This is a genomic window from Pseudoalteromonas maricaloris, from assembly GCF_024746855.1.
Taxonomy (GTDB): Bacteria; Pseudomonadota; Gammaproteobacteria; order Enterobacterales; family Alteromonadaceae; genus Pseudoalteromonas; species Pseudoalteromonas maricaloris.
In genome coordinates this window covers 1523750-1542664 of the sequence record NZ_CP024625.1, presented here as the reverse complement: position 1 = coordinate 1542664, position 18915 = coordinate 1523750, and the positions used below count along the sequence as shown (strand labels likewise).

General features: G+C 43.9%; 14 protein-coding genes. 7 read left to right on the top strand and 7 right to left on the bottom strand.

Annotated features, from left to right (window positions below; translation table 11 throughout):
- Nucleotides 1-5: 5 nt before the first annotated feature.
- Together CTT31_RS06560 and CTT31_RS06555 are read right to left on the bottom strand one after the other, a co-directional pair.
- The gene (locus CTT31_RS06560) at nucleotides 6-536 is read right to left on the bottom strand and encodes a hypothetical protein (RefSeq protein WP_211859601.1); all 531 of its coding nucleotides are present in this window, start codon (nucleotides 534-536) and stop codon (nucleotides 6-8) included.
- Nucleotides 533-2599, bottom strand: coding sequence for a T6SS phospholipase effector Tle1-like catalytic domain-containing protein (locus CTT31_RS06555; RefSeq protein WP_260492219.1), 2067 nt, complete (start codon nucleotides 2597-2599; stop codon nucleotides 533-535). The genes CTT31_RS06560 and CTT31_RS06555 overlap by 4 nt, the downstream gene beginning before the upstream one ends.
- 247 nt (nucleotides 2600-2846) lie before the next feature.
- Here CTT31_RS06555 and CTT31_RS06550 point away from each other — a divergent pair, with 247 nt between their 5' ends.
- Both CTT31_RS06550 and CTT31_RS06545 read left to right on the top strand, forming a co-directional pair.
- Nucleotides 2847-4442 carry an ABC-F family ATPase gene (locus CTT31_RS06550; protein ID WP_010375453.1) on the top strand — a complete coding sequence of 532 codons (1596 nt, stop codon included), beginning with the start codon at nucleotides 2847-2849 and terminating at the stop codon, nucleotides 4440-4442.
- A 152-nt stretch (nucleotides 4443-4594) separates the two neighbouring features.
- Nucleotides 4595-4825: a hypothetical protein gene (locus tag CTT31_RS06545; protein ID WP_039492375.1), complete on the top strand. Its 231-nt coding sequence runs from the start codon at nucleotides 4595-4597 to the stop codon at nucleotides 4823-4825.
- Nucleotides 4826-4950: 125 nt separating this feature from the next.
- Here CTT31_RS06545 and CTT31_RS06540 read toward each other — a convergent pair whose 3' ends face one another.
- On the bottom strand, nucleotides 4951-5712 hold the full coding sequence (locus CTT31_RS06540; protein ID WP_039492377.1) for a peptidylprolyl isomerase: 762 nt from the start codon (nucleotides 5710-5712) through the stop codon (nucleotides 4951-4953).
- 278 nt (nucleotides 5713-5990) lie between these two features.
- On the opposite strand from CTT31_RS06540, the gene CTT31_RS06535 reads away from it, so the two are divergent.
- Nucleotides 5991-7247 carry an aromatic amino acid transport family protein gene (locus CTT31_RS06535; RefSeq protein WP_069019808.1) on the top strand — a complete coding sequence of 419 codons (1257 nt, stop codon included), beginning with the start codon at nucleotides 5991-5993 and terminating at the stop codon, nucleotides 7245-7247.
- 206 nt (nucleotides 7248-7453) lie between these two features.
- Nucleotides 7454-11659, top strand: a complete 4206-nt coding sequence (locus CTT31_RS06530; protein WP_260492218.1) for a DEAD/DEAH box helicase — start codon at nucleotides 7454-7456, stop codon at nucleotides 11657-11659.
- Here the strand turns inward: CTT31_RS06530 and CTT31_RS06525 are convergent.
- Entirely contained in the window at nucleotides 11643-12749 is a 1107-nt protein-coding gene (locus tag CTT31_RS06525; protein ID WP_260492217.1) for an amidohydrolase, read from the bottom strand. The two genes, CTT31_RS06530 and CTT31_RS06525, sit on opposite strands and share 17 nt — an antisense overlap.
- Nucleotides 12750-12772: 23 nt before the next feature.
- Nucleotides 12773-13090 carry an Mpo1-like protein gene (locus tag CTT31_RS06520; RefSeq protein WP_010606470.1) on the bottom strand — a complete coding sequence of 106 codons (318 nt, stop codon included), beginning with the start codon at nucleotides 13088-13090 and terminating at the stop codon, nucleotides 12773-12775.
- 103 nt (nucleotides 13091-13193) lie between these two features.
- Here CTT31_RS06520 and CTT31_RS06515 point away from each other — a divergent pair, with 103 nt between their 5' ends.
- On the top strand, nucleotides 13194-13667 hold the full coding sequence (locus CTT31_RS06515; protein WP_260492216.1) for a DUF5067 domain-containing protein: 474 nt from the start codon (nucleotides 13194-13196) through the stop codon (nucleotides 13665-13667).
- 159 nt (nucleotides 13668-13826) lie between these two features.
- On the opposite strand, the gene CTT31_RS06510 is transcribed toward CTT31_RS06515, so the two are convergent.
- Nucleotides 13827-14732, bottom strand: coding sequence for a flagellar protein MotY (locus CTT31_RS06510; protein WP_260492215.1), 906 nt, complete (start codon nucleotides 14730-14732; stop codon nucleotides 13827-13829).
- A gap of 164 nt (nucleotides 14733-14896) precedes the next feature.
- Between CTT31_RS06510 and rnt the strand changes: the two genes are divergently transcribed.
- Complete coding sequence (gene rnt, locus CTT31_RS06505; RefSeq protein ID WP_260492214.1) at nucleotides 14897-15583, top strand: ribonuclease T; 687 nt, start codon at nucleotides 14897-14899, stop codon at nucleotides 15581-15583.
- Between the two features lie 46 nt (nucleotides 15584-15629).
- Here the strand turns inward: rnt and CTT31_RS06500 are convergent, their stop codons facing one another.
- Nucleotides 15630-17282, bottom strand: coding sequence for a DUF342 domain-containing protein (locus CTT31_RS06500; RefSeq protein ID WP_045989126.1), 1653 nt, complete (start codon nucleotides 17280-17282; stop codon nucleotides 15630-15632).
- A 333-nt stretch (nucleotides 17283-17615) separates the two neighbouring features.
- Here CTT31_RS06500 and CTT31_RS06495 point away from each other — a divergent pair, with 333 nt between their 5' ends.
- Nucleotides 17616-18767 (top strand): Card1-like endonuclease domain-containing protein, encoded by a 1152-nt coding sequence (locus CTT31_RS06495; protein ID WP_260492213.1) that lies wholly within the window; start codon nucleotides 17616-17618, stop codon nucleotides 18765-18767.
- Nucleotides 18768-18915 lie beyond the last annotated feature (148 nt).

The following is an 18915-nucleotide window of genomic DNA, read 5'->3' as shown; positions in this document are numbered from 1 at the left end:
CTTATCTAATTAAACATCTCATCGGTTAATTCAAAGGGCTCCCAAGTCGCCTGTGCTGAACCAATTTCTTCTAAAATGCGTCCTTTAACTCCACTAGCAAACTGAGAATTAGAAATCCACATTTTTACTTCTCCCTTTTCACCAAACCCAAAGATGATATAAGGATCAACATCGGTCTCCGTTTTGCCTGTGTAATAAGTCACGCTCGGTAAATTACCCGCGATTTTGTACGCCTTATCTCGCTGTACCATAAACACAGCACGATAATGCCTGCCTTGCTTATAATCCCACCATTCTGCTTGAACTTTATGTGGGATCTCAGCTCCCCAAAACACACCTTTCTTTTGAGCGTTCCCCCAGCAACAGCCTATAGCACCAGCGGGAGGGGAAAATCTATCGTCAAATATCAGCTTTACCATCAGGTCACTTTTTTCATAAGCGGAAATGCCTATATGTAATTTTTCGAGCTCGGAATGTGAAGAGCAACTGCAAAGCAGTATTACTGCCAGTAAAACGGTATAGAGCTTATTGTTCATCCTTTCCTCCAAATTGATTTATTTCCATTTTTATACGCTTTCCAAATTTGTACCTGCGGTAGCGCTTTTGCATTATTGTAAAACATTTCCCTTTGTCCATTTTCAGTGGCGTATTTTGCCTTTCTTTCAGCTCCATGAGCCATTTTATCCACAGCTCCCGTAAACCGAGAACTAATATGAATATAATGCTCGTATAACTTCTGCCAAGCTTGGCTTGCTGGCCCAGCTTTAAGAGCTTTAGGTACCAAAGTTGCGACCTCATTGCTAAGTTCATAAGGGTAGATACTTTGAAGACGCGCCATATCTTTTAGCGGAACGCCATGTTGAATCGCCTCGTTATACATTTGGTGCAGTCCATAATGGGCAAGGGTATTATCTATTTTACGTCTCCAAACAGGCCGGTATGTGGTGTAAAAATCCTTATCTCTTCCCGAGCGACTTGCGCCATATCTTAGCCTTTTAAAGCGGTAGACCATATCCACGTTAATACCGGGCCACTGATATTTATGTTCAATTGCCAATTTCGCCTGTTGTACTTTTGCTTCATGCTCTGGATTTCCGGGAATACCACGAATACGCTTTAAAGGATACTCAATATCAATACTGATAGGGGCATACCCGCCTCCAATATCAGAATGAACACCTGGTAAGTAGACTTCCTTATGATTAGCAAACAAGCTGCCATCCTTATTTTTTAATGAGCTTAGTGGGAATTTATCACGTCGCTCATCCCAAGCCGTTAAGTGATATACAGCCCCTGCGCTGGCCTGATTGAGATCGAGTCTAGCTGCATCGTCTAACTCATCTCTGGCATACAGCTCACCATGATCATTATCTCCATCCCCTCCAATAGACGCGACGGTATCGAAAATACCAACAAAGCGAAATACCACCTCTTTATTCGCTAATTTAGTATCTTGCTTTTCTCTCATTTCATTGATCAGATTAACAAACGCTCGTGCTGCCGCTGCGCCACGGCTAAAGCCAAAACAATCAACCAATAGAGTGTTACAAAGCTCAATTAATCCATTGTTATTTATGAACTTATCCAAGTCTGACACCGCTTCAATTAGCCTTTCGTCAAAAGAGTATGCAATTGCCAGATCGATGGTCGAATCTTTCTTTCCAGCCGAAGTGCCAACTCCTTCAATATATGAAGAAGTGGTAAACTTACCTTCATTTTCATACAACTCATGGAGCTTAGCGATATTCGTCGGCTCTTTATCATCAAAGGGGTCCAAAATATCGTTGTACTTGTTGTTGCCTGTACCATCAAAGAAGATCCCGATACTCGGTGGCTCGCTAATAAAATATAGGTGTACATTACCCTCACCTGACACTCTGTGTTTAATCAGCTGCACTCCGCCATCAGCACCAATCTTAAGTGCTTTTACTTTTTCTATATCAAGTAAGTCTGCATAGGGCACATTGTTAAAAAGCACCTGCTCCGGCACACCCAAGATTTTTGCTTTTAGACTATAGCGACCATCTTCACTCAACTTGCCGAATATCAGAGGCGTTTGTGTTGCCCCTTCAGAGGCTCTGGACAATGTGGGAGTATTAGCACCTTGGATCACAAAACTCACCGCCAACTCCCCTTCCAGCGACACCAATATGCGCTTTTCAGCCACCTCAGGTGATTTATCGACGTTAATCGAGGCCAATACCTGTTCAACCGGTGTTAACGGGTCTAATTGGCTTGCGCCAATGGGCTGATTAGGATCAACCCCACCACTGCTTGTAAAGGCATTGTTTCTAATCTCTGCTTTGAAATAAGACTTGCGTTTAACGATGATTAGCTGCTCTCTAGAACCGGCAGCACTGCCAGACCTTACACTTTGTAAGCCCTTTTTGGTCTTTATAAAAACACGAGTAAATTCGTCACGCTTAACATGGCGCCAATTATGTCTTTGTTGCAATACTATCCAATCACTGGCATGAGGCTTTAGTTGCGTTCTAATTTCTGACGGTAAATGAGTGGTTGTGGTATGGGGTGGTAAGACTTCCAGCTCATCGATTTGTTGGTCAATCAACCAATTATGTTTTTCTTCAACTATTTTCATCCTTGTTCACCAGAGTTAGTTTTTTATATCATCCTTTCGCATTAAAACAGGCTAACATTTAACCACTCAATTGGTAAATAAAATTTAATAAAATCGTAAATAAAACGTCTTATGGCGATAAGTTTTCAACGCCTAGGTCTTTGCTATATCAGCCGCAAAAGTAATGTGTGAGTTAGCCAAACTTTTTACATCATTTGTCACCCATAAATGATAGGATCGCCGCAATTGTCAGTAATGAGTCAAATTTATGCTTTCGTGTAACAACATCACTATGCAGTTTGGTGCAAAACCACTGTTTGAGAATATTTCCGTTAAGTTTGGTGACGGCAACCGCTACGGCCTAATAGGCGCTAACGGCTGCGGTAAATCCACCTTTATGAAAATCCTAAGCAAAGAGCTAGAACCAAGTGCAGGTAACGTAAACTACGATCCAAACGAGCGCATCGCTAAGCTAAATCAGGATCAATTTGCCTACGAGCAATATACGGTTGTAGACACAGTGATCATGGGTCATAAAGAGCTGTGGGAAATCAAGCAAGAGCGCGATCGCATTTACTCATTACCAGAAATGAGCGAAGAAGACGGCATGCGTGTTGCCGACCTTGAAACGCAATTTGCTGAAATGGATGGTTATTCCGCAGAAGCAAAAGCGGGTGAATTACTCCTCGGTGTGGGTATTCCAACCGAGCAACATTATGGCTTGATGTCAGAAGTTGCTCCGGGCTGGAAATTGCGTGTACTACTTGCACAGGTATTATTTGCAGAGCCAGATATCATGCTCCTAGACGAACCAACCAACAACTTGGATATCTATACTATCAAGTGGTTGGAAGACGTATTGAATCAGCGTGATTGTACTATGATCATCATCTCGCACGACCGCCACTTCTTAAACTCAGTGTGTACACACATGGCGGATATCGACTATGGCGATCTGCGTATTTACTCAGGTAATTATGATGAATACATGTTTGCTGCGACGCAAGCTCGCGAGCGCCTGTTGTCAGACAATGCTAAGAAAAAGGCGCAAATCGCTGAGCTACAGCAGTTCGTTTCGCGCTTCTCTGCAAACGCCTCAAAAGCGAAGCAAGCGACATCTCGTGCTAAGCAAATTGACAAGATCCAACTGGAAGAAGTTAAAGCATCAAGTCGTCAAAATCCATTTATTCGCTTTGAGCAGGAAAAGCCGCTATTCCGTAACGCACTTGAGCTTATCTCGCTATCACAAGGTTATGACGACACCCTATTCTCTGACCTAAATGGCCTTGTTGAAGTTGGCGAGAAAGTTGCTATCATCGGTGAAAATGGTGCTGGTAAAACGACACTACTCAACACCTTAGCAGGCCGTAAAGCGCCGCAAGCAGGTGAGTATAAATGGTCAGAAAACGCCAATATTGGTTACTATGCGCAAGACCATGCTGACGAATTTGAAAAAGATCTGGATCTTTTCCAATGGATGGAACAGTGGCAACAGCCAGGCGATGATGAGCAAGTCGTACGCGGCTTCCTTGGCCGTATGCTGTTCTCTCAAAACGACATCAAAAAGTCAGTTAAGGTGATCTCAGGTGGTGAACAAGGCCGTATGCTATTTGGTAAAATCATGATGCATAAGCCAAATATCCTACTAATGGACGAACCAACGAACCACATGGATATGGAATCAATCGAGTCTCTCAACTTGGCACTTGAACAATACGAAGGCACGTTATTCTTCGTATCGCACGACCGCCAGTTTGTCTCATCACTTGCAACGCGCATTTGGGAAATTAAAGACGGTAAGATCACCGACTTCCATGGTACGTACGACGAATACCTCGCGAAGAAAGCGGCTGAAGCTGTATAAGATTAGACTGTAAAGGGCCAAATTGGCCCTTTGTATTTTCTCAAGCACATCGGATCTTTACCCCCTAATAAACCAGCACAAAAAATAGACAAACCCGCAATTTTACTGTTAGGATTGTTCTCGCAAAAATTGGAATAATAAAAGGGTCGGCTATGGAACGTTTACAGAATATGTATTCGATAATGTTGCTGTCTAAGCTGAAAGCAAGCTTTCCAGAATCGTGCGATATCAATCACCACACTTTTTCACTCCCGCATGTGGATCAACAACTACTCGAAGATGTTGTAACCACTCACCTCAATGAAGGGCTTATCCAAGCGGATGGCCGTGATCAGTATAGTTTAACGACAAAAGCGATTGCACTGTTTGGCGAAGACGAATAACGAAAACAATAACTTAATAACGAAGAAATAAGCGCACCGAAGTGCGCTTCCAAGTTATTAACCTGAGATCAGGTTAACTAGGGACTGTGATGCTATCGTTAGCATCTGCAACCAAAGTGATTTGGTTACCTATGAAATCTACGTCTAAATCCGAAAATACCAGCCAGCAACATAAGGCCGGCAAACATTGAACCGCCAGATGAATCAGAGTCAGTTGAAGGCTTATCAGGCACTTGATCAATCAAGGTATTTGCTTTTGGGCTTAAGCCCTGAGCTGATTTGGGGTCATCATCCAGCACAGTAACTGCGTTTATGGTCACAAAGTTAGCTGCCCCCGGCTCACTATTGCTATCTTTACACTGTTCATCAGTGAAGTTAACTAATGGCACATTACCACAACGAGGAATTTTTGCTATCGCTTCTAATATTTCCATGCCATCACCAGTCACTTGACCAAAAACTGTGAAGCCACCATTGTCAACGTCCAAATTTTTACTGTTGTCTACCAAATTAAAGAACCATTGGCTTGTCGCACTGTCAGGTCTATTTGCTACCTTTGCCATTGCAATAGTGCCTTTTACGTTAGACCACTCAGGTTCATTTTTTACAGCATCGTAAGTAGCGATGGCGTCAAGAGGCACGTCTCCTTCATATTTGAAGCCGCCGCCTTGCACAACAAAATCTGGAATAACGCGGTGAATAACCGTATCAGAATAACGCCCGTTATCTACGTATTTCAAAAAGTTTTCCACGGTTTTAGGCGTGCTTTCATCAAATAGATTGACCTGAAAGCTACCATGAGAAGTTTGAAATTCGACAATCGTTGCATTAGCAGCGAAGCTTCCCAACAAAGTTGAAGCGAGCAATAGAGAGTTTAGCTTGAACATACTTTTCCACTTGGTTATTTTAATTCTCTTTGCAAACTAGAATAAAAATTTATTTATAAGTCGGCTAGCAATTCATTGCCAGTGGTAACAATTAAGAACATTTGCAGACTTAGATTTACAAAAACTGGTTAGGAACCCACCACACATTGAGCAAGTTTTAGCCAAACAAACGAATTTCACCGCATAACTCCTCGGAGTAGACGGTTTATACATGCAACACTTCGTCATTTTTTATATGATGCGCCCGATTATAATTCTAAATCCAGGACAACAAGTATATGAGTAATTCCTCTGAAGCGACGATGGAGATGAATACCATCAGCGATGGGCGCTGGACCCAACACGACACCCATTGGGTGTTAAGTTTATTTGGCACTGCGGTCGGCGCAGGTATTTTATTCTTGCCAATTAACATTGGTATTGGTGGTTTTTGGCCACTACTAATCATGACCGTGCTTGCCTTCCCTATGACCTTTTTAGCACACCGAGGATTGGCCCGGTTCGTCCTTTCATCAAAGCAAAAAGATGCCGATTTTACGGATGTAGTAGAAGAGCACTTCGGCGCAGGTGCTGGCCGTTTAATTTCCTTACTTTACTTTTTCTCTATTTTTCCTATTTTGCTTATTTATGGTGTTGGCCTAACCAATACCGTCGACAGCTTTATCGTCAATCAACTTGGCTTTGAGTCACCGTCTCGTATTTTACTCTCTGGCGTGCTCGTTGCCGGGATGATTGCCATTATGCTAGGCGGCGAAAAGCTGCTACTGCGTGCTTTTGCTATTTTGGTTTACCCGCTGGTTGGGGTATTACTGTTTTTGTCACTCTATTTAGTGCCTAACTGGCAAATGCCAGTGGTAAGCACGCCTGATGTTGCGAGCTTAACCGAATTGCTTTGGCTATCCGTTCCTATCGTAGTATTTTCATTTAGCCATGCAGCCGCCATTTCTAGCTTTGCTAACGTGCAGCGTCGTCACTACAAAAGTGAGGCAGTTCAAAAATCAGAAGCGATTCTTCGTACGACTTCTATTATGTTGATAGTGTTTGTTTTGCTATTCGTATTCTCCTGCGTATTCTCTTTAACACCAGAGCAAATGGAAGAAGCAAAATCGGCGAACGTGTCTGTTTTATCCTATTTAGCTAACGTGTATAACAATCCATTTATTGAAATGCTTGGCCCTCTTGTGGCATTTATCGCGATTACTTCGTCTTTCCTAGGCCACTTCCTTGGTGCACGTGAAAGCTTTAACGGCCTTGCAACCAAGCAAACAAGCATGAGCTATAAGCTTGCTGACAAGCTAGGCGTGGTATTTATGTTTGTTGCTATTTGGGTATGCGCCGTATTAAACCCAAGTATTTTGGACATGATGGGGGCTATCTCAGGCCCGATTATTGCGATGATCTTGTTTATCATGCCAACCATTGCCGTGTTTAAAGTACCGGCACTACAAAAATACAAAAGCCACATTGGCACTTATTTTGTACTTTTAGTCGGCTTGCTGGCGGTTTCTGCATTACTCTATAACATGCTAGGCTAACCAAAAGGGAGGCATCGCCTCCCTTACCTCTCTTTTTCTTGTTGCTTATCTTCATGGCAGTTCAGACTAAATATAGTACTAGTTTTCAGAGTATTGAATGAACCACCATGACCAAAAAATGAGCTTTGACTTTGTTTATCTTCATGGCAGTTCAACCTATATTATGGTAGTTTTCAGTGTCTTAAATTGAATACTACAACCAAACGATGAATTTTGACTTTCCACCAGCAATTAACGAAGAAATCACAGCGCTAATCAATCAAGTGCATAACCTACCTGTGCACGAGCAAATGCTGTTGAGTGTGTTGGCGGTAGTCTATAAACCAGTTTCAGCAATCAAACTCAAACGCCTAGTTCAAGCACTCGTGGCAAAAGAGATCATCCCTGAAAATGACTTTGAACAAGGTGTAAGTCATAGCCAGATTATGAAATGGCGCTCAGACGGGTTGGTGACTTTTAACGAAGATGGAGTGCAAATAAACCTAAAGCTCGCGACCAGTTTAAGCCATCGAGTCATGGCTGATGGCCAGTTTTTAGCAATCCTTAACGCTGCTGAAGAGTTTATCCCTGTACTGAATGCTTATGAATGGGAGCGCCAATTTGCCGATGAACAGCGACTCATTCGAGACTTTTTATTTATCAATCAACTACCAAAAGCCCGCAATCATTTAGGACTGGCGAAAGACCCACAGGCGGTGTGTCATAAGACCAACCAAGTGTTATTACCACTGTATTTTTATCCTTTTTCAGTTGAAGGATTTTCGGCGCTTGCTGATGACTTGCAATATCAAGCTTTTGCAACTTTGCTCTATACCTTACTACAAAGTGGTCACAGCATTAGCTATGCAGTTGAAATACTCACACAGATTCAAGCCAAGACACAGAGCCCACTACTGACCTGTTTATTAGCAGAATATCAAATCTATACCCTGCAATTGGATAAGGCTCAGGCGTTGGTAGCCAATATCCAAACCGCTTATAGTGCACAAATTATGGCAAGCATTGCTTTTTTACAACAACACGACAACCTTATTGTTTGTTTTGAACAAGCACTAAAAGCAAAAGACAAAATCACCAAACGTAAAAAACAGTACCTAGGTAGAACACTGGGTTTGTTTCATAAGTTGGCGCTATTGCAGCAAGCCAATAGCCATGATGCCGCATTATTTGACACACTCTCTCAACAGCTTGAGTTTGAAAGCCAAGACAGCAAAGCGCTTTATAACAACTTCTTTGCCAATAACGTGTTGTTATACTGCGCAGAGAGTTTGTCGCAAAACAGCAGCTACAGCAGCGCCCATTTAAATTATTCAAGTCTGAAGAAATCTCATGTTTTTGACTATTACTTAGGTCGCTTACTCGACTGCTTTGCACACTTCTGGTGTAATCAAAGTTTAGATGCCAAAGCGCTTGCGAGTCTTGATGACTGCATCGCAACGTTTGAGTGCCTCTCTTTACCTCTGTTTACCGGGCTTGCAAAGCAGTTGATGCTAGCGCAGCACGGTGAGCAATATCCGCTTGCGTTTAATCCCGAGCTTAATGTTAGCCATCTCGTTGCCAAAAAGACGGCATGGGATCTGGCACTGGACAAGCTTATTGCGCTAAACCCGAACGCAAATACCAGCCAAGAAGTTGACGAACAATTTCGCCTGATTTGGCAAATTAGGCAAGGTCGCTTTGATATTGAGTTTTTAGCACGCGAGCAAAAACGGGGTAAAACAGGCTGGGGAAAAGGTAAGCCGATTTCCTGCAAACAACTGAAACAACACCCGGAACAATTTAGTTATATCAGCCAGTCTGATAAAAAGCTGATCGATGCCATCGCACCACAGTCAGGTTATGGCTACAATAGTCGTGCGGACTACGCCCTTGCGGGAATTCCCGCGTTAAAAGCCGCAGTCGGTGCCACCAACCTATACCATGAAGAAGACTTAAAACAAGCCATTACCATTGCCGAGAAATCTCCCGAGTTACACATCCGTCAACATGGCGACGATCTGCTACTCTCTATTCCAAATTTACCCAGCTATTTTGGTCAACCGCAAACCTACTCATTTATTCAGCAAGCTGAGCATCACTACGAGTTTATTGTGTTTAACCAATCACATATACAGGTCGCTGAGATTATTGGTGAATCCGGATTAACTGTGCCTGCCAGTGCAAAACAAAAAGTGCTGTCGAGTATTAAAGCCATCGCACCTTATCTCAATGTACAGTCTGATTTAGCTGATATAGATACTGGACTGGATAGTATCGAGGCGCAATCGGCGCTTGTTATTAACATTCAACCTTATCATCAAGGCCTCGATTTTCACTGTGTGGTCATGCCCTTTGGCGAAAAAGGGCCGATTTTTCATCCAGGACACGGTATTGCCACTGTCAGCGCCGAAATCGATGGTAAGCGCTTATCCACCACCCGAAACTTGTTACTTGAGCAGCAAAGATTAGATGAGTTAGATACGCACTGCCCGCTATTTTTGGAGATGACGGATAATCGCTTAAGTTTAGCTGAAATGGATGAAGCGCTAGAGGTGCTGCAAGAACTTGAGCTGGTGATTAATCAAGAGCCTTGCCCTATGGCGCTAAAACTCAGATGGCCTAAAGGCAAAAAGGTTAAGCTCAGTAGCAAGCTCGAAAGCCAACATTTGCAACTTGCCATGAGCAAGAAAAATGAATGGTTCGACATGACCGGCGAGCTACAAGTAAGTAATGACCAAGTTATCGAACTTAAACAGCTTCTGAAAATGGTTGCCACCAGCAATGGCCGCTTTATTGCGCTGGACGGTGAGCAAGTACTCGCCCTTTCAAGTGACTTAAAAGCGCAACTTGACCAGCTCAATAACGCAACCGAGGGCGGAAAGTTTCACCCGCTAGCCACACCTTTAATTACTGAAGCCACCACAGGAATGCGGATGAAAACCTTGCCGGCCTGGGAAGAGCAAAACGAAAAAATGCAGCAAGCCGTCGCATTGACTCCAACGCTTCCATCAACATTACAAGCCGAGCTGCGCGACTACCAGCAGGCGGGATTTGACTGGGCAATGCGACTGGCCCATTGGGGTGCAGGTGCGTGCCTTGCCGATGATATGGGATTGGGTAAAACCATCCAAGCGCTGGCGATGATATTGGCCCGTGCCAATGTCGGCCCGACGCTTGTCATCGCGCCAACGTCGGTCTGCTTCAACTGGCAACAAGAAATCCAAAAGTTTGCTCCAACCTTGTCGGTGAAACTCTTTTCTGACTATCCACATTCTGATGCCAGAGCTGAGATGCTGAGCAACTTGCAACCACTGGATTGTGTGATATTAAGTTATGGTCTACTACAGCGCGAAGTTGATATCTTAAAACCTATCGCTTTTGAAACTATTGTCGCCGATGAAGCCCAAGCACTAAAAAATCCTTTAGCAAAACGTACTCAAGCCGCGTGCGCGCTCAAAGGCAAGTTTAAGCTGATCACCACTGGGACCCCAATAGAAAATAACCTCACCGAGCTTTGGTCACTCTTTCGTTTTGTAAACCCTGGGTTGCTCGGTAACCTCAAACGCTTTAGCGAAAAGTTTTCCGCTCCCATTGAAAACGCCAATGAAGATAAGCTCGCAGCACACCGTGCCCGTAAAGGCCTCAAACACCTGATCCAGCCTTTTATTCTGCGCCGTATGAAGCATCAGGTATTAACCGAATTGCCACCACGCACTGAGATCAATGTACCAATTCAATTGAGCCAAGAAGAACAAACCTTTTACGAAGCGCTGCGCCAAAATGCCATTGACGAAATTTCACAGTCAACACAGCAAGACAGTGCCAATGAACAGCGCTTTAAAATGCTGGCAGCACTAACCCGCTTGCGCCAAGCCTGTTGTCATCCAAAACTGTTAATGGCAGAAAGTCAGATAACCAGCTCGAAATTAGCGGCATTGGATGAGCTTCTGACTGAGCTGCAAGAAAACAATCACAAGGCGCTTATATTCAGTCAGTTTGTAGGCCACTTGCAACTCATTAAAGCTCGCTTGGAAAAACGCGGGATCCAGTTTCAGTATTTAGATGGCAGCACGCCAAGCAAAGCTCGTCAGCAGGCCGTGAATGCCTTTCAAAAAGGTGAAGGCGAGGTATTTTTAATTAGCCTCAAAGCCGGCGGCTCAGGTTTGAACCTTACCGCTGCAGATTATGTTATTCACATGGATCCTTGGTGGAATCCTGCGGTTGAAGAGCAAGCGTCAGACCGCGCACATAGAATGGGACAAACACGCCCCGTTACTATTTATCGCTTAATTGCCAAAGGCACGATTGAAGAACAAATTGTCGAGCTCCATCACCATAAAAAAGACCTCGCGGATCAATTGCTCGCGAACACCGATAAAGTGATGAAGCTAGACGTAAACGATGTGCTATCCATGCTCAAGGAGACGCTGTAATACAAATCTCTGGCGCGCGATAAGGTAAATCTAACAGCGAAAAGTAGTTTTGACCTAAGGCGATCCGGCGAAAGGCATTGTCGTCAAGTTCGGCGAAAATTCGGCTATTGATATCGACTTCTTCTAAATAATCGAAAAAGCGTTTACTTTTACTGGCGACGAAATCACTGCCTGGCAAAAAGCGCTCAGCATGGGCATTAATAAATTCAACATACTGTGCCTGAATTTTCGGGTCGCTAAAATAATAGTCGTACAAAATCCGCCATGACAGATCGGCCTTTAAGTTTTTATATTGGGAGAATAACCGCTCCATGGTGTTTATGTGCAGCTCAGGGTCAATTTGGCTTAACTCTTTTGAGACTCCCATGTGCATCCAAATAATATCATTATCAGGATAGCGTTTTAACACTTCCTCAAGCAAAGGTAAGTATTTGAGTGGCGCGTTGTTATCGCCTAGGTCAGCGTGCAGAGCAAGCGGAATACGCTTTTCTTTTAGCACAGCCATAAATGGCTGCCACTTGGCGATAGTCTCTTTATCTACCGCTTGATGACCATTACCAAAATGCGCCGCTTTGACTAAATTCACTTCTCCCATCCAACGAAATAAGTCACCAAACTCGTCTTCGAGTAGTGCCATTTTTGGCAAAATAGTCTCTGGTTTATGCAAGTCAGCAAAGGTCATAGACAAGGTAATATGCACGTTATCTGCGCCATATTTAAGATAATTGCTCGCATTTTTAAAGTCATTTTGAATGCTGGGTGAAATCAACTGGCTGTAGCACCCACGCTCACCAAAGCAATCAGGCTTTCGCTCGTAGGTTTGACCAATGCCATAAACGTTGATAAACACCACTCCCACACGCTCTGCCCAAGTAACGAGCTTATCAAACGGGACCGCATCTCCCCGAAATGGCTGAAAATGGTGATGGGAATCAACGGCAAAATAACTAGATTGCGCCTTGCGGTCGTAGCACTGGGTATTATCTACACTAAAAGTTGCTAGCGTGCGTGTGCCAGTGGCCGACACACTTTGGCAACCAGCCAGTAAAACGGCACAACTCATGGCAATAACACTTTGTTTTACATTCATTTTTATTATCTACTGAGTCTCCTTTACCAAGGTACTTTACCACGGATAATATCCTTGTACATGACCCAGTCACCCATCAAGCTATACAGCGGATATTGAAATGTCGCAGGCTTATTTTTCTCAAAAAAGAAATGCCCTACCCAAGCAAAACCATAACCCGCGATTGGCAGCAGCCATAATAAAGACCAATGTGCAAAAACCAACGCAAAGAGCAAAATCAAGAGCACTAAGGTTGAGCCGATAAAATGCAAGCGACGGCAGGTTTTGTTTTTGTGCTCCGCGAGATAATAAGGGTAAAACGATGCAAAAGAATTGAACTCTTTGTTATTATTTTTGGTCATGAGAGTATGCGATTCGTTATTCGACTGTAATACTCAGCATAGTGCAAAGTATTTACGTTGAAAATAAAAAAGGAATGAGCGTGGCAACAGGCTCAAAAACAGTATGTTGAAACCCCTAATGATGATCACCGCTGCGATGCTGCTCCAAGCTTGCAACGACACCGCCCCAACCACCAAATCAGAGGCAACGATGAATACACAGAGTAACATTCAATGCAGTGTGAGTAAGGGTTCCGACTCAGGTATGACCTACCCCATTAATTTCACTTTTACCAACGCAGGCCATAATGATGAAAAGTTTCTAATTTGGCATACCCCTTTTGAAGGCTGGTGGAGCCAATTTTTAGAGGTAACACAAAATGGTAAGTCGCTTAATTATCAAGGACCCATGGCGAAACGACTCGCGCCCTCAGCCAATGAATTTATGACCCTAAATGCTGGGCAAAGTAAAAGCGTAGAATTAGATTTAGCACTGGCTTATGAGATAAACACCGCCCAGCCCATTACCATCACCTATCACAATCAGCTCAGTCATACCGATGCATTAAAAGCGTCATGCAGTGCGGTATTAGAATAAAACCGATATCAGCACCGTGTCTCGGCTCGTAGGTCGGCTTGTAGGTCGGCTTGTAGGTCGGCTTTTAAGCCGACAACTTAACCCAACAACCCACAACCCACAACCCACAACCCAACTAATCCACAACCAACTACAAAAACCCCAACCCCAACCCCAACATCAAGGTCTTGAAATTTGGATCACGACTCGACGGTTCTTACCGCGACCAATGGCGTTATCGTTGGTATCAATATGGCGTTTTTCGCCAAAGCCGTCAGTCATAATCTTATTCTCTTCAACCCCTAAGCTCGCCATATAGGATTTAATCGCCTCGGCACGTTTCTTTGACAATCTCAGGTTGGTATCACGGCCGCCGTAACTATCGCTATAGGCCGAAATATAAATTTGCTCAATTTTCGGGTCATTTTTAAGATATTCGCCGATCATATCCAAGCGTTTGCGTGACGACTTTGTCAGCTCGCTGGAATTTTTCTTGTAATTCATCACCGTAAAAGCGATGTCTTCAAAGCTGTATGGCAACAGGTTATCGCGACATTGTAAGAACGCCCAATATGCCTGTTTAAAGTTCACTGATGACAAAGAAACTGAAATTTTATCTACGTCGTTGTGCCAATCTTTATAATAAAAAGTGGGAAAGTAACCCTTTTCAAGCTCAGTCAGCAACTGCCACGCGACGTTATTTTCAAGTTCACCGTCAAATTTTTTCAGTAATTTCATTTGGCCGATGTTTCTTGCCGGTTTGCCGGCTCGCCAAAGCGGAGGCACCGATTCAAGTCCTGCAAAATCGTAACTTTCAGGACGTACCATCATATCTAGGTTAAAGGTTAAGTCTTTATTTTTACTGGCATTACTTGAAAATATAGCTTCACCGTAATACGGGACTTCATGATTAAGCGCACAACTCAAACGATTGTTTTGGTCAACATTCCAATGTGATGAATCAGCTTCGGCAGCGTATTGCCGCATTGCAGCCTCGCTATTAAAAGTAATGGCGCATAACGATATACCAACCCAACCTACTGATTTATATAACTTGATCACCCCACACCTCACAACATCAACCATTAATTTACACGCGCTCAGCACGCCGAAAACTAGAGCTTGTCTCTACCAATTCGCGCTATTTAGAGTTAAGCAATAAATGTACCATACTAAGCGCTCTCAAGCTGCTCGCTTCTTGTCGAGGTATCAGTATAATAGGCCGCTAAATTTCACAAACCAAGAAGATTATGTCTGATACCGAGCAAACGCTATTTTCAAAACGCTTTCGCGGCTTCTTTCCTGTAGTTATCGACGTGGAAACCGCTGGCTTTAATAAAGATACTGACGCCCTACTAGAAATTGCCGTTAGTATGTTAAAAATGGACGATGACGGGGTATTAAGCTTAGATCAGACAGTACACTTTCATGTTGCGCCTTTTGAAGGCGCAAATATTGAGCAAGCTGCGATTGACTTTAATGGCATTGATCCATTTTCACCACTCAGAGGCGCAGTTGCAGAAGATGAAGTGCTGAAAGAAATTTGCAAAGCCGTGCGTAAAGCCCAAAAAGCCGCGGGCTGTCAGCGCTCAGTTGTCGTCGCCCATAATGCCGCTTTTGATCACGGCTTTTTAAATGCAGCGATTGAGCGTAACAAGATAAAGCGTACGCCTTTTCACCCATTTGTCAGCTTTGATACCACATCACTTGCCGGGCTCGCTTTAGGGCAAACGGTGCTTGCAAAGGCATGTCGTGCTGCGGGTATCGAGTTCGATAACAGCCAAGCACACAGCGCACTTTACGACACAGAGCGCACCGCAGAGCTATTTTGCTACATAGTCAACAAGTGGCAAGCACTAGGTGGCTGGCCATTACCAGAGCCTGAAGCCGAGTCAGAATCTGAGTCAACAACCGAAACCGACACCGACACCGAATAATAAAAATGCCAGCAAATTCAGCTGGCATTTTTATAAGTGCTCGTTTTTACGCTATTTCTGCGGTTTTGGCAGTCGTAAACTGTTGCATGATCTTACCTTCATGCAATTTAACGAAATTAGGCGGGTAAATTCGCGAAAACAGCTTAGTGTCTTTCGCTATTTTTACTTCGGTTCCGGGGTGCATTAGCTCATTGACCGTGACTCGACTCAAGCGTGCTAATCGATGTATTTTTTGCTGTATTAAACCGATGTTACGCTGATTACGGCCATAATGTTTATTTATCTGCGCTTCGCTGTGCTGCAACTTGGCAAGATATGCATCTCGTTTTTGGGATTGCGGCGACGCCTGTGCTTTATTCATGGCTTGTTTAATATCGATGACTTTGGACGCCAGCACCTTTTCCAGCTCCACTAATTCGCGGTGCTTATCGTGCAAACTATCCCAGTCTTGGGCTAGTGAAATACGTGTTCTTGTGCCTGAAGGTGCCCCAAGTTCACCCGTTTCTATACGCATGGCATCCAATACATTTCCGCCAATCAGTTTGCCTCTAGGGGTTTCACCTTTACCTACTTTGATTAAACGCTTGGAAGCCAAGTCACAATGCAAAGCTTGACGTTCAATGAGAATATCTTGTTCGCTTTCAATTCGGCAGTACTGCGCATAGCCTAACGAAACACTGCGCTTTGCTTTAATTGAACATGAAAAAGGTTCACCTTCAGTGCGCTTACGGCCAATTGTGCCAAGCATTATCGTAACAGCGCTACCACTTTCAAGAATAGCCGACTCCACAAAGCCAATCACAGTAATATCGCCCGAAGCCTTAACACGCATTCCATCTTTAATATCACCGCTCACAATCACGCTGCCATCAAACTCAACATGCCCTGTCGTCACATCAATGTTTTCATAGCACAGCACATCGTCAACGCGCATACCTCGAGGAATGGCTACTGGCACACCTTTTGAATCGGCAATAAGCAGGTTTTTATCGTTGGGGTCGAGCTTGGTGCCTTCTGACACCTCAAGTGGTGCGTCTTTGCCTGGTTTTGGATCAATCACATCACCAAACACGGTATAACCCGGCTCGCCTTCTGTTGGCGGAACTTTTTTCATTAATGGGCTGCCCGGCTTTACGGTGATGATAGCACCTAAATTACGCATATCGACCTTACCGCCGCTCGATTCTTGTGGACTGAGTACTCTGTCCTGCGCTGTCATACACAGGCGCACAAACCGTGCGTCGTTGCCATCTTTGGCTCGTTGACCATGCGCAACAATCCCATTGTACGTGTGTCCGGGAGGGAGTTCTAACTGCTGACCGAGAAGATTATCGAGGGCTTTGCCACTGACGCCTTTTTTAATACCCGCTTGTTTTAATGCTTGTTTGGCCTTGTTCATACAAACCAGCTTACCACCACGGGCTGTGGTCACTCTCGCTTCAGCAAGCATGTTGCCTTCTTCAATACGCACAGAAATAGACGCGTCGATAGCGCGAGCCACAATCAGCGAGTCCTGCTCGGGCGCCTCACTTGCGGTAAATAATTGGCCGATATTGGCATGAATGATTTCAAAATCCGCATATGGCGACCCCTCTATCATCTCAACTAGCTGAGACGAGCTCGCCGGAAATCCGGATTCCACAGGATGAGAGAGTAAGTAGACATAGCCCTCATCCTCATCAAAACGAAATAATGACATTCATCAACCCTGAAAAGTATGCACGATCTTATTGTTATGTTGTTATTTTTAATGCAGCGAACTCATTTGAGCATAACTTCGCCAAATTGTTAAGCTTAACATCACCTGAACTGCTACAAATTATAAATGAATGTAAATCAATCTGTGCATTTAAAAGACAACTTATTATTTTCTTTAGATTTATCGGCTTTACAGTGCAAAACTTTAGACAAACGTTGGGATTTCACGCCAAATGGCAGCAAATTCATAACTAAGTATTACTCTGTTTTACACTTGCCGCTTTATAGCGGTAATTTCATCTTTCATGAAGGACATAACTTTTTAGGGACAGCCATGACAAAGCACGTACACCTTAGTTTTATCGACACTAACTTTATTAACACGCTTACGCCTGTACTCGACCACAATATCGACTCCGATGAAATACTCTATTTAATAGAATCTCAACAACAACAAAACCTTGAAGATATTAAAAGAGTGTTGGGGCCAAGAGGGGTAAAAGTACATCACGCCTTTATTCCCACCAGCCGAGATAGTGACACCTTAATCGACAGCTTCCACCAGCTCATTGATACCCTAATTAGTGAACAACCAGATACTCAATTTGTGTTTAATGCCAGTTGCGGTGACCGCCAACACTTACTTGCAATGTATGAGGTGATCCGCGCCTATCCAATAGAATGTTTTATCATTGAACCCGAACGCGACGAACTTCACTGGCTTGTACCAACAGAGCGAGTCAACACCATCCTTGCCGATAAATTAAAGATACGCGATTTTTTTAACCTCATCGACGGCGATATCACCGAAATTGCAAATGAGGGTATCGTTGATATTCGCTATCGTCAGCTCGGTGCCAAATGGGCAACCAGTCAAACAGATTTTAGCCATGCCCTCGCCCAGCTCAACTACCTCGCAGCCAGCAGCGAAGATAATGCACTTATTAGTGAGCCTTTGAGTCGCAGCCAAATGAACAGCCCAAGTTTACAAACACTCATTGACGATTTAGAAGATGCTAACATCGCCACCAGGCAAGACGACAAATTAAAGTTTGCTAATGAAGGCGCTCGCTTTTTTGCCAACGGTGGCTGGCTAGAAGAATATGTTTACGCCACCCTCCTCAGCCTAAAAAAAGAACTCACTATTTTACAAGATGTCGCCCAAGGCGTTGCGATTAAACGTCGCGTGGGGCAAGGCTATGTCAATAACGAGCTAGATATTGTGGCGCTCGCCAACAATAAGCTTCACCTCATTGAATGCAAAACCAAAAAGTTTAGTAAAGGGGAAGGCAACCAAGTGATTTATAAACTTGATTCCCTCAGCGAGCTATTTGGCGGCGTACAAGCAAGAGGCCTACTGGTGAGCTATCAAGGCATTAGAACTTCGGAAAGACTGCGCGCCAAAGCGCTAGAAATTGGCCTGATCTGCGAAGACGACCTTAGCCAACTTAAAGATAGACTACGCAACTGGTTGCGCGGAGCGTAAACACAAAAGGTAACAAACACACAAAAGCGGTAGCGAGTGCGCCGCTTTCTGTCGTCCATATCGAGATAATGAAAATGCCCACAATGGCTGGGAACCTTAATCTTGTTGAGCCACTTTTGGGCATAAACCTTGCTGAAGTTGTTATACA